The organism is Bdellovibrio bacteriovorus (genome assembly GCF_048286975.1).
GTDB classification, from domain to species: Bacteria; Bdellovibrionota; Bdellovibrionia; order Bdellovibrionales; family Bdellovibrionaceae; genus Bdellovibrio; species Bdellovibrio bacteriovorus_H.
Window position 1 is genome coordinate 196,026 of sequence record NZ_JBLVRT010000005.1, and the last position, 12,360, is coordinate 208,385.

The window sequence follows — 12,360 nt, forward strand, 5'->3', positions numbered from 1 at the left end:
CTCGGGCATGATGTCCGTGGCCCCAGAACTATCAAGGCCTTAGGGCTTCGCGCACTGCCCTTGATTCTGACAGCGGATCATTTCGTAACGATGCTGATGCATCTCTTTCAAAGTGTACTCAAGCTCCACTTCAAACCCCTGAGAAGCAGAACCTTTTTGCGCGATAGAGAAGAATTCGTTCACAAAGGCAAACTGCTCTTTATCGAAAGTCTGCTTGGACGAAGTCGAACGGAAGAACAAAGGTTTTCCAGAGCGGTTGTACTTAAGGAATCGAGCTCTTTGTTCCTGGGCTTTTTGCAAACCAGCACGAATATCTTTCCAGCATTTTACTTCAGCGATTTTCAGAACCTTGTTCAGGTTGTTATCAAAGATCACCACATCCAGCTCACCAATCGTGCGAGCTCCATCACCGTAAGCGATGCCCACTTCAACTTTGTATTGCGGAGCAGGATACGTGCGCTGCATTTCAAGGCGCGCCACTTCTTCACAGATCGCCCCGGAATCTTCATAGCTGCGTGGAATATCTTTTAGTTCAGAGAAATCCTGTGCCCAGTCCGCGGACGCCGTAGAAACTGCCAGCAAAAGACCAAGAATCAACGAAACAACCTTCATAGTATCCCCCTCGAGGCCCCCTTTTGCCGAGTTGCGCCAATAAAATCAACTACATTGTCCACGAAACCAAATGACGCAACGCAACTGTTGCTCTCATGCCTGAAACGCAGCGTCCCTTTGCGGGCAGCTCACCGCCAGTGTAGTATCTGAAACCTATGGATCCTGACCCTTACCCGAAATACTCGTCCCTTTCCCGCAGGAGCGCACATGACTGAGTTCATCGTTGTCGCCGCCTGTCTTTTTGTAAACATGCTTCTTTCCGGTTCCGAGATGGCCTTTGTCACGGTCAACCGTCAGCAATTAAAGCGTCTGGCGCCGACTCATAAAAGCGCACGCCGTCTGCTGAAATTAAAAGAAAATCCGGAACGAACCCTGTCTGTCATCCAGATCGGCATCACCCTGGTGGGAGCAATCGCCGCTGCCGTCGGTGGTGCGGGAGCGGAAGAGGCCTTGAGTCCCTGGTTGATGAGCACTTTTGCCCTGTCTGAACAAACCGCAGAGGCCGTGGCCATTGCGATGGTGGTACTGCCTATCTCTTATTTAAGTGTGGTTATCGGCGAGCTGGTTCCCAAAACCTTGGCTTTGCGAAACCCCTTGGCCATTGCGCTTTTCACGGCACAAGGCTTGTACTTTGGCGAAAAGCTGCTTTCCCCGGCCGTGACCATTCTTGAATGGTCCACAAATGTCGTGCTGAAGCTGTTCACCTTTGGGAACTTCCACAAAGCGCCAAAAGAAACCCATATTGAATTTGAGGATCTGCCACAACAAACCAAACAATATGTGGTGAATCTGGTCAGTGCCGACAAGAAAATGGCCCGGGAAATCATGCTGCCCTGGAAAGATGTCATCTTCGTGCGCAAGACCGACTCCATCGAAGATGTTGAGACCATCATTATGAACTCCCGCCACACCCGGTTGCCGGTTCTTGATGGTGAAGAGGTTATTGGTCTTATCAACACCAAAGAATTCCTGACCGCGCGCCGCTACGGTGAATCTGAGTGGCAAAGTGTGATCCGTCCAATTCTGCGCTTTAAGGCTTTTGAACCCTTGTTCCGAATTTTGCTAAAAATGCAGGAACAAAAATCACACATGGCCATCATCTATGAACAACAACACCCGATGGGTCTTGTGACCATGGAAGATATCTTTGAAGAAATCATCGGTGATGTCTTTGACGAAGATGACGATGGTCTGATGAAAAAGATCCTGGCGTCGAAGTCCCGCCGCCGTCCTATTTAATCAGCCTTCATTCAATGCCGGGAACTCGATCCCGGCCCGGGTTCCATCACTATTGGCCAGAGTGAACTTCCACCCATAAAGCGTGGCGACAGAAAACACCCAAGCCAAACCCAGCCCACTGCCTTTTTCCTGACCGGAACGATGAGGTCCGCGATTAAAAGGAGTCCCCAGACGTTCCAGCACCTCATCTGGCACCCCGGCCCCCTGATCTTTTACCATCAGAACATTTTCTTTTAAGACCACCGTCACCGAGTCTTGCGTGTAGCGAAGCGCATTCACGGTCAGGTTTTCAATCACCTGTTCCAGATGCAGCGGATTGCACATCACCTGAAAATCAGCCTGCAGGTCCAGACTCAATCGATCCGGATAAGCGCGCTGAATGGAACTGCACACGTCGCGCACCACGGATTGCACTTTTAGCACATGCAGATTTTCAGGCTTTTCAGCATTGGCCAGATCCGCCCAATCCAGGAAATTGGTGATGGTGCGGGAAACACGGTTCAACTGCCGCTGCACTTCGTGATTTTCGCTGGATTCCCAGTGATACTTTTCCTGCAGGCGTTCCAGCTCACGATTTAAAAGTGTCAGCGGGGTTTTGATTTCATGAACCATCTGGAAGGTCCATGATTTGGTGAATTTATTATTCATATTCACCCGCCCGACCAAATGGGAAATACCCTCCACCAAAGATTTGAATTCATCCCGGCGGCGCAGATATTTCATCTGCGGTGAAAGCAGGCGATGCGGTATCTCCGGGATGTCCTTTTTGCTTTCAAGCATGGCACTGGCTTCATGCAGGAAACCTTCCAGCTCACGCACCGGCGAAAACAGCTGGGCTGACAAAAACCACGTCATAACCAGAACAATGCCCACGATCAAAGAAATCAACACCACGGACCTCTGGGTCAGAGTTGACCAAAAAATGAAATTTGAATCCGTAATGGCCCCAACCTGCAAGGTGCGATTGGGAAATTTTGGCAGACTTAGATTCAAGACCCGCAAAAGCCTGCCATCTTGTTCGATAGTCACCCACTGCGGACTGCGCGGAATGGCCACCTCAAGCAGACTGACATTGTCGGTCTGAAACAGAATTTCATCCTTGGAGTTTCGCACGATAAAGAACTTCCCCACGCGATCCGGGCCCAGCTCTTCAGAAATCAATGCGTTGGCAATCTGATAGTCGTAGGTTTTTAAATCAGACAGTTCGGAATCCACAATGGCCGTGGCGGTTTCACGAACCTGATCGTCAATAAAGGCCAGCCGCTCACTTTGATAGAAATACGCCAGTAAAAAGGTGATGCACAGACTGGTAAAGACCAGGGTTAAAAGTGAAAGCAAAAAGAACTTAAGCCTCAAGCCAGTACCCCACGTTGCGCACGTTTTTTATCCCGCAGGAACATTTTCCTGATTCCAGTTTGCGGCGCAGGTTGTTCACTGTGGCTTCAACGACCTTGGATTCCACATCACCCTTGTTGTCCCAGACTTTTTCAAGCAGGACTTCTTTCGGAAACACCTTTCCCGGATGATGGGCAAACAGCGATAACAACTGAAATTCTTTTTGCGACAGGTTCACGACGTCCCCGGCCACTTCCGCCCGACGAAGCCCCATGTCGATCGTAAGATTTCCGACAGTCATCAGATTGCCTGAAGCCACCAGCGTGGATCTGCGCCCCAGGGCCTTGATCCGCGCCACCAGCTCTGAAGTTGAGTAAGGCTTTGCCACATAGTCATCAGCCCCCAGATCCAACAGGCGGGCTTTTTCATTGCTGGTGTCGATGGCAGACAGAACCAGAATCTTCGTATCAATAAAAGACGTCTTGATACGTTCTACGTACTGGGCGGAATCGGTGCCGGCAATCATTCGGTCCTGCACCACCACCTGCGGATAAAAGGACTTGGCCTTTAAAAGAGTGGCAAGCTCTGATATCGACTGCACAGCTTTGACTGCCCAGCCCTGAGATTCAAATGTGATTACAAGACGCTTGGAGATTTCTTCGTCGTCTTCCAGCAACAGGATGTTCATGGCGTCACTATAGCCCAATCCCGACCGGACTCTGAAAGTTATTTTCTATGTTAAAAGATTTTTTATTTTCAGCCATTGTTGGTTTTTTGCCATTTGTTAGGCTTAAACAAACAGAAGGAGTCCCCCCGATGAAAACCCAATGGATTGCATTTTTCGCTCTAGCTCTGACATTTGCTGTCACCCAACCAGGTTACGCTGCAAAAGCTTCTAAGAAGGAATTGAAGGCTTACAGCCAGGCTTGCAAATCCGAAAATCCAAAAGCCAGCAAAAAAGAAATTCGTAAATGCGTAAAAGAAAAAGCGAAAGCATCCGCTACTACATAATTTGATTTAAAGCTCGACTAGAAGCGTGTTGAATTTCCCTTCATACATACTTCTGAGCCTGAAGATCCAAAGTCTTCAGGCTTTTTTATTCTTGTAAATCCCCAGCTGCCCGGAAACAGAGTACGCCACGACACAGGCCAATAGCGCATACGGTGCGATACTCCAGCCAAATATTTCACACGCCATCACCGCACAAGCCAGAGGGGTCTTGGCCGCAGCTCCGAAGACGGCAGCAAATCCCAGGGCCGCAAGCAAAGAAATCGACAGCGGCAACACCACAGACAGAACACTTCCCAGACCCGAACCAATAAAGACCAGCGGAATAAACTCGCCACCCTTGAATCCGGAACCCACCGTCAGACCCGTGAAAAGAGTTTTATAAACCGGATCCATAAAAGACGGAACTTGAACGAAGTACTCCTGAATGACCGGAATACCCAGGCCCACGAAACGGTAGCTGCCTTCGAAATGGTAAAGCGCCACCAATAACACCCCGCCCACAAAGGGCTTCAGCATCGGATGCTTTACAAATCTTTTCTGCAGTCGCTCAACCAGATGTGTGAATCGCATAAAGACATTGGCGGCAAGACCAAACGCAAGCCCTGCCCCGAAGACCGCCCCAAAACCCAGTGCGCTGTACGAAATCTCACCCACCGGACCGAACACCGAATGCGGAGCCCCCAAAAGACGGCAGACAAAGAAAGCAACAAACGAAGCCACCAGACATTCCGTCATCGCAAACAGGCGAAGCCTGCCCACATGAACCACTTCAAGACCGAACAAAGCTCCTGCCAAAGGGGCACCGATCGCAGCACTAAAGCCCGCCCCGGCGCCGGCAATCAAAAGCACCTTGCGATCTTCTGGCGACATTTTTATGAAGTGATTGAACTGATCCGCAAGACTGGCCCCCATCTGCACAGCGGTGCCTTCACGCCCCGCAGAGCCCCCGAAAAGATGAGTCAGAACTGTTCCCAGAAGCACCATCGGCGCCATTCGAAATGGAATGATATTGGAAGGGTCATGGATTTGCTCCAGAATAAGCCCAGTGCCCTTGTCAGTGTTCTGGCCATACTTGTGGTAGGCATAGCCAATCAATGCCCCAGCCAGCGGCAAAAGCCAAATCAGCCAAGGGTGAGACTCACGCCACAGGGTCGCGGCATTCAGGGTGATCAAAAACACCGCGGCAGCCATTCCGGCCATCACTCCCACACCTGCACTCAAAAAAAGTCTTTTGATCTGAAACTTCATCTCTAAGGACAGACGCTAGTCCTGCATCCCAAAGTGGTCAAGCCCTTGAAAAAGAAAAACCCCCGTGGTTCGCACGGGGGTTTTAAGTTTTGAATCAGATCCGTCTTAAGAATGACGGGACATGTATTCTTCCTGGGAGAAATCATCCACCAGGATCGCGTCGTAGCGAACCGCATCGGATTCCTGGATCAGCTTCAGTTCATCCTGAGTGATCACATTCTTCTGACGGGCTTCATCCAGCAACAAGTGAACTTTCTTCTTAGGAAGAACACCTTCGCGGATGGCTTTTTTCACTTTTTTCTCTGCCGCTTCAGCTTTGTTCGTCACAGAGAACGCGTGTTCCAGACGACCGATAGCTTCGTTGCGGTCTGTTGGCAGATAGATACCGTCAGACAGACGCTCACGAATACCGCCCTCTTTCAACATCGCAGCCGCGATACCATGAGACCAGCCGTCAGAAGCTTGAGAACCTACAGAATTGATACGGGACCATGCACCGATCCAGCCTTTGAAGAACCAACGCAGACCCGGGATTTTCAGGTTGTCGAAGATACCATCAAAACCAGTCTGGATGTTCGCCATACAACGCTTCAGGTTGTAGTGAGCAAACGCCAGGTCTTCTTCACGACGACCTTCGTACTCGAAACGACGAAGAATTGCTGTCGCCATGTACATATTCGCCAGGATATCAGCGAAACGACCGGTGATTTTTTGTTTTGCTTTCAACTGACCACCCAATACACCCATCGCCACGTCAGACAACAACGCGAACGTTGCAGATGTCCAAGTCAAACGACGAACGTAAACTTTCATTTGTGGGTGAACATCCGGAGTGGATGCCAGGAAACCACGAGAGCAGGACAACAGAACCGCACGGCATGTGTTACGAATAACGTGACCGATGTGACCCCAGAATGCTCTGTCGAAGCCTTTCAAATCACCTGCTTCCGCAGTTTTAACTTCCGCATAAGCAAATGGATGGGCACGAAGAGCCCCCTGACCGAAGATCATCAAAGTACGAGTCAGAATGTTTGCCCCCTCCACCGTGATACCGATTGGAGTTGCAATATAGATTTCTGCCAACACGTTACGAGGACCCATAGAGATACCCGCACCACCCATGATGTCCATGGAGTCGTTGATCACTTGGCGGCCCATTTCAGTCGCATAGTATTTTTGCATCGCCGTAATAACACCCGGCTTGATACCTTTATCGATCGCGCCCAGGCAATAACGTCTCATGGCTTCAAGCTGGTAAGCGGCGGCCCCGATACGCGCCAAAGGTTCTTCAACACCCTCGAAGCGGCCGATAGACATACCGAACTGACGACGAACCAAAGAGTGCGCAGACACAACACGAGCGGCCAATTTCGCGCCACCAGTTGCCTGAGCTGGCAAGGAGATACCACGACCTGCTGCCAGACACTCCATCAGCATCAACCAACCCTTACCGGCATTGGCAACACCACCGATGATCGCGTCTTCAGCGTTAACCACAACGTCTTTACCTTGAGTCGGACAGTTGTAGAACGGGATACCCAATGGATCATGACGACGACCCAGAACAACACCCGGAGTGCTGGAAGGGATCAACGCACAAGTGATACCCACGTCTTCACCTTTGCCCAGAAGATTTTCAGGGTCACGCAGACGGAACGCAAGACCGATCGTTGTAGAGATCGCAGCCAGAGTGATCCAGCGTTTGTTCCAGTTCAATTTGATTTGCAGCTTACCATCCGGACCTTTGAAAAGAACACCGGTGGAAGTGATGGAACCCGCATCAGAACCCGCCGTTGGCTCAGTCAAACCAAAGCAAGGAATCTCGTCACCTGTCGCCAGACGCGGCAGATAACGGTTTTTCTGTGCATCAGTTCCGTAGTGAGCCAGAAGCTCTGCAGGACCCAAAGAGTTCGGAACCATCACCGTGATCGCTGTAGAAAGCGAGCGGGAGGATATTTTCATGATCACTTCAGAGTGCGCCAATGCAGAGAATCCAAGACCGCCGTACTCTTTCGGGATGATCATCCCTAAGAATTTTTCTTTCTTGATGATATCCCAGGCTTCTTTAGGGATGTCTTTGTCTTTGTGGATTTTCCAGTGATCCAAAACCTTGCACAGGTTGTTCACCGGGCCGTCCATGAAGGCTTGCTCTTCCGCCGTCAGTTGCGGATAGTCTTCCTTCAGAAGATTGCCGAAGTTCGGGTTACCGGAGAAAAGATCTTTTTCAACCCACACAGCACCCGCATCCAGTGCCGCTTTTTCTGTGTCAGAGATTTTCGGAAGGAACTGCATCTTCTTCATGAATGCCAGCAAACCGGATGTCACCAGGGCTGCACGCAGCGGCGTGATCAGGAAGATGATGGCGATGACAGCGTACACTGCCAGCAACCAGGTTGGCGCACCAAAGCCGACAAGAACTGCGGCCAGGGCAATCGCCCACACGATCAGAGGGCTTGAGAAGAAGCCCACAAACAACAGAAGTACCACAGAGCCCAATACCCACAGGCCCGTGTAGTTCTCCAAAAACATTCCATAGAATGAGCTGATAGAATCCACGATGAATCTCCTTTATTGAAATACACCAATAATTAGACTCAATAATATGAGCATGTGCAAGCGCATCTGGCCCGATATCTATATATACACGGAATATGAGGAGAAATTGATTTAACCTTTGGGAGCAGAACTAATCACTCTGGGTGATCCGGGGGGATGGAGAAATACAGAATCTTCAGAGGGGAAAAAAGCAAAAGCCCTCTTGCGAGGGCTTTCGTCGTAACTTAAGTACTAAGCCTAAAGGCTAATTACTTAGTTTCGCCAGCTGGAGCTGCTTCAGTTGGAGCTGCAGGAGCTGCTTCAGTAGCAGCTGGAGTGCCTTCTGCAGGAGCTGCTTCAGTAGCAGTTGCTTCAGCAGCAGGTGCAGTTTCAGCAGGAGCTGTCTCTGGTTGGTTTTTAGAGCAAGTGAAGCCAGTTGTGAAAGATAGTGCAAGCAAAGCTGCTACTACGATTGCTTTCATTGATGATCCCTTCGTTATTTATTTAAGCTGACCTTGTTGACTTAATTGCCAACAGTGGGCCCGCGTTTGTTTTAAAACTCGACTAAGGCCTAAGTTACACAAAAATTGGCCCGCTTAGCAAACGAAATTTTGCAAAATTATTTTTGGCAACGCGAACACCAGAAGGTGTTTCGGCCACCCAGAACTTTCGACTTTACCTGTTGCCCGCAAGTCACACAAGGCTCTTTGTCCCGCCCGTAAACCTGAAAGCTCGTCTGAAAATAACCACTTTCCCCGGAGGCTTGGGCGAAGTCACTAATGGAAGATCCACCCGCCTTGATTGACTGAGATAAAATTTTTTTAATCTCGCCAACCAAAAGCGAAGCTCTTTCCAAAGACAGCTTTCGCGCTGGCAGAGTGGGTTTAATTCCGGCGGCAAACAACGCTTCGCTGGCATAGATATTCCCGACACCCACGACAACCTTCTGATCCATGAGGGCAACTTTCAAAGCCACATCCTTGCCGCGCAGTTTTTCCCACAACAGCGATCCATTGAATTCCGCCTCTAACGGTTCGGGCCCCAAATCTGCCAACTTAGGGTGTTTTAACGGGTCTTGAACAAAGTCAAAACAGCCAAAACGGCGCGGATCGCGGTAAGCCAGGCGCAGGTTTCCGGAAAAGTGCAGATATATATGGTCATGCAGACGCTCATCCCCCGGCACCGCCACCCGCCAGGTTCCGGTCATTCCCAAGTGCGACAGCATGGCGCCCTTCGGGGTCCACAAAAGCAAATACTTGGCGCGACGCTCGATGGAGGTCAGCGGCTGGCCGATAAGGGTGCTTATTTTTTTAGCAGGAATGGGCTCGCGCAGATCTTTGCGCATCAGTTCGACTTTTTCCAAAATCGGCTGGTCTTTTAATATGGTCTGCAGGCCCCGGCGGACGACTTCGACCTCTGGAAGTTCAGGCATCACTCACCTCGTGTGAGCCCAATTTATCACACTTTTTCATCCGCTGCGGACGAGTCCAGCAAATGCCTAATTTTACTTATCTTATTTAAAATACCTAAACTGGAAACCCGATAGGAAAACGAACTGAAACCCGGGTGCCCTGCACGACATTCGGGTCAAAGATCAAAACCCCGCCCATCTGATTCACAAAGTCCTTGGTGAATTTAAGCCCCACCCCGAAGCCATCATCCTGCGACGACATCACCGAACCTGAATCCGACAGCGAGGCCATAATTTCCGCCGATACTCCCGGCCCCTGATCCTGAATAGTCAATTCAACCTGATTTCCCATAATCAAGCCGGTCACTTGAATGGTTCCCCCCTCAGGACTGAATTTCACCGCATTCGACAGCAGATTTCTTAAAATCGTTTCAACAACACGAACGGATCCCCACAATTGAACTTCCCCAGTTGGCAGGTCCACGTTCACCGAAACATTCTTTTGCAGAATCTGAGGAGCCAGATGCCCCACTGCTGCATTGACACGCGTCTTCAGATCAACGCTTTCCCGACTTTCGCCTTCATGACTCCAGACCAGAATATTTCTCAATAGCTCCAAAGAGGCCTTGTGAGCTTCCCGCACGCGAACCAGCGAATCCGGAGTCAGAACACCGTCTTCACGGGATACTCCGCCCAACAGCAACTGCGTCCCTGCCAGCGCTCCCGTCAAATCATGCGCCAGCACCGTCTGCACCCGTTTGTTGAATCTGTGCATTTTTAAGATTTCCCCATTCAGATCTTTCAGGGCTTTGTTGCTTTCCTCAAGCTCGGTCACATCATTCAACAGATACACCTGCGCCTGACTTTCCTGACTGTCGCCTTCCAAATTGTGACGGCGGATCTGATAACTGAGCCCATGAATCTGAAAACGCTCGGCACCGGAAATGATGTCCCGAAGAACGGGGATTTCCACCGCAAGACGTCCCTGCCAGCTGTCCTTAAGACCCAGCACTTCCGACGCCGCCGCATTGCCACCCCAGTATTCAGAGCGCGCATTCAAAATCACAACGGGCCCCGGAAGCTGCTCGAAAACTTTTTGCTGCGCCAGGGATGTGATTTCCAGAACGTCGCCCTTGTTCGCCGCATAATGAAGGCCCCATATAAAGGGCCACAGGGCGGCGATTTTCAACTGACGCAAATGCAGATCCGCGGGGCTCAGCAAAACCAGGCCTTCAAGAGCAAAGGGCCATAAGGCTGCTGCCAAAAATACCAGGGCATATTTCCAACGACGCCCTTTAAGGATGCATACAGCATAGATCAGGAACGCAAATCCCACTGCGATCGCCACGGCCCCGAAAGCAAAAGTCGCCAGCACCCCCGGTCCCCGGGTGAAATCCACAAGGCCACTCATCCCCGGGATCAATTGAAAGTCGTAATACATCCACCGAGAGGCCGCAGGAAGCCCAGCCATCGCCAGCAAATTGCCGACAATCATCAACACCGGAAAGGCAAAAACCACATACCAGTACTGACGAAGCTTCGCCGACACCCTTGGTAAAAACAGGCCCGCCCCCAGCAAAGCCCAGGACGGAAACAACAAGGGCAGCCCCAGCATCCGCACATGGGTCATAAAAATCTTAAATGCCATGTCATCAATGGCAAAAACACTGATGATGGAAAAAGCCCACAGGGCATAACCAACTTCAATAATAAACACCAGTCTATGAATGTAAGATCTGCGGTACGCCCAGGAACGGACGGCAAAAACAGAACTGATTAGAAAGCTGAGCGCCGTGGATAAGAAGACCAATATAATTGCCATCGACAAATTGTACCCGGCCGGGCGTTGAGTGCAACGAAACTTTATGCACAGCGCCGGCTTGCCTTTTCCTGCGAAGCCGACAAGGATGCTATGCATGTCAAAACAGGAAGCACCACCAAAAGAAAACGGCCTTTTAAATATCGTCTTTAATATCGTACTTCCGGTGCTGATCCTGAATAAACTGTCCAAGTTTATCGGACCTTTCTGGGCGCTGGTTTTGGCGTTGGCCTTCCCGTTGGGATACGGCGCCTATGACTTGATCAAACGCAAAAAATTCAATGCCTTTTCAGCCCTGGGTCTTTTGAACGTACTACTGACCGGCGGCCTGGCACTATTGGGTCTGCACGGATTCTGGTTCGCCATAAAAGAAGCGGCCTTCCCGGCCCTGGTTGGCTTGTTCGTTTTGGGATCAGCTTTCACCAAAAAACCATTCATCGAAACTCTGTTCCTGAATCCTTCTCTGATGAAAGTGGATCTTCTGGAAGAACGCCTGAAAGAAAAGGGCAAACAAAAAGAATTCCACGATCACATGAAGAGCGCCACCGTATGGCTGTCACTCTCATTTGCCTTCAGCGCCGTCTGCAACTTCGTCCTGGCCCGCAAGATTTTCATCAACATTGATTCAACACTGTCCGCAGACGCTCAGTCCACAGTGCTCAACGAACAAATCGCCCAGATGACCACATGGTCCATGGCCATCATCATGGTTCCATCCATGATCTTCCTATTGGGCATTTTCTGGTATCTCATGAGAGGCATCAAACAACACAGCGGCCTCTCCACCGAAGAACTCCTAAAAGAAAACTAAAGCACAAAGACCTTCGGCACTTTGACTTCCAGGCTCAAAACGGCAAAGCCGTTTTGGCCCCTCCCCTTGGCACAAATGCCAAAGGCATTTGGCCCGCCCCCCAGAAAAAAAACCGGGAACCAAGAAAGCTGCAAATTGCCCAAAATCAAGGCGCAAGGAGAAAGGCGTGCTAACAGCACGCCGCCGACGCAGCAACGCAGAGTTTGGGCAAGTTCCAGCTTTCGCTTAGAAGTCGCCGCCGCCTTCGAATGGTGGGGGTGGTGGCGGCGGTGGGAAGTCTGAATCGCCTCCGAAGCCTCCTCCAAAGTCATCGCCAAATGGCGGTGGAGGTGGTGGCGG

12 protein-coding genes are annotated in these 12,360 nt (G+C 50.6%); 3 read left to right on the top strand and 9 right to left on the bottom strand.

Going from position 1 to position 12,360, the window contains the following annotated elements; genetic code table 11:
- Positions 1 to 39 precede the first annotated feature (39 nt).
- The gene (locus ACNQKP_RS15295; protein WP_417865731.1) at positions 40 to 612 is read right to left on the bottom strand and encodes a hypothetical protein; all 573 of its coding nucleotides are present in this window, start codon (positions 610 to 612) and stop codon (positions 40 to 42) included.
- 207 nt (positions 613 to 819) lie between these two features.
- Between ACNQKP_RS15295 and ACNQKP_RS15300 the strand changes: the two genes are divergently transcribed.
- Entirely contained in the window at positions 820 to 1,851 is a 1,032-nt protein-coding gene (locus ACNQKP_RS15300; RefSeq protein WP_417865733.1) for a hemolysin family protein, read from the top strand.
- On the opposite strand, the gene ACNQKP_RS15305 is transcribed toward ACNQKP_RS15300, so the two are convergent.
- Together ACNQKP_RS15305 and ACNQKP_RS15310 are read right to left on the bottom strand one after the other, a co-directional pair.
- Positions 1,852 to 3,189 (bottom strand): sensor histidine kinase, encoded by a 1,338-nt coding sequence (locus tag ACNQKP_RS15305; protein ID WP_417865735.1) that lies wholly within the window; start codon positions 3,187 to 3,189, stop codon positions 1,852 to 1,854. It lies immediately after the preceding gene.
- A 7-nt stretch (positions 3,190 to 3,196) separates the two neighbouring features.
- Complete coding sequence (locus ACNQKP_RS15310) at positions 3,197 to 3,874, bottom strand: response regulator transcription factor (protein ID WP_417865737.1); 678 nt, start codon at positions 3,872 to 3,874, stop codon at positions 3,197 to 3,199.
- Between the two features lie 47 nt (positions 3,875 to 3,921).
- Between ACNQKP_RS15310 and ACNQKP_RS15315 the strand changes: the two genes are divergently transcribed.
- Positions 3,922 to 4,197, top strand: coding sequence for a hypothetical protein (locus ACNQKP_RS15315; RefSeq protein ID WP_417865739.1), 276 nt, complete (start codon positions 3,922 to 3,924; stop codon positions 4,195 to 4,197).
- Positions 4,198 to 4,272: 75 nt separating this feature from the next.
- Here the strand turns inward: ACNQKP_RS15315 and ACNQKP_RS15320 are convergent, their stop codons facing one another.
- From ACNQKP_RS15320 to ACNQKP_RS15340, 5 genes are all read right to left on the bottom strand, one after another.
- Positions 4,273 to 5,445, bottom strand: a complete 1,173-nt coding sequence (locus ACNQKP_RS15320) for a chloride channel protein (RefSeq protein WP_417865741.1) — start codon at positions 5,443 to 5,445, stop codon at positions 4,273 to 4,275.
- A 105-nt stretch (positions 5,446 to 5,550) separates the two neighbouring features.
- On the bottom strand, positions 5,551 to 8,001 hold the full coding sequence (locus ACNQKP_RS15325) for an acyl-CoA dehydrogenase (protein ID WP_417865743.1): 2,451 nt from the start codon (positions 7,999 to 8,001) through the stop codon (positions 5,551 to 5,553).
- A 248-nt stretch (positions 8,002 to 8,249) separates the two neighbouring features.
- Entirely contained in the window at positions 8,250 to 8,462 is a 213-nt protein-coding gene (locus ACNQKP_RS15330) for an acylneuraminate cytidylyltransferase (protein WP_080602385.1), read from the bottom strand.
- 137 nt (positions 8,463 to 8,599) lie between these two features.
- Positions 8,600 to 9,412 (bottom strand): bifunctional DNA-formamidopyrimidine glycosylase/DNA-(apurinic or apyrimidinic site) lyase, encoded by an 813-nt coding sequence (gene mutM / locus ACNQKP_RS15335; protein ID WP_417865745.1) that lies wholly within the window; start codon positions 9,410 to 9,412, stop codon positions 8,600 to 8,602.
- 94 nt (positions 9,413 to 9,506) lie between these two features.
- Positions 9,507 to 11,213, bottom strand: a complete 1,707-nt coding sequence (locus ACNQKP_RS15340) for an ATP-binding protein (protein ID WP_417865747.1) — start codon at positions 11,211 to 11,213, stop codon at positions 9,507 to 9,509.
- Positions 11,214 to 11,307: 94 nt separating this feature from the next.
- On the opposite strand from ACNQKP_RS15340, the gene ACNQKP_RS15345 reads away from it, so the two are divergent.
- Positions 11,308 to 12,021, top strand: coding sequence for a VC0807 family protein (locus tag ACNQKP_RS15345; RefSeq protein WP_417865749.1), 714 nt, complete (start codon positions 11,308 to 11,310; stop codon positions 12,019 to 12,021).
- Here ACNQKP_RS15345 and ACNQKP_RS15350 read toward each other — a convergent pair.
- On the bottom strand, positions 12,018 to 12,360 hold a 343-nt coding region (locus tag ACNQKP_RS15350; protein WP_417865751.1), incomplete at its 5' end, for a hypothetical protein. The two genes, ACNQKP_RS15345 and ACNQKP_RS15350, sit on opposite strands and share 4 nt — an antisense overlap.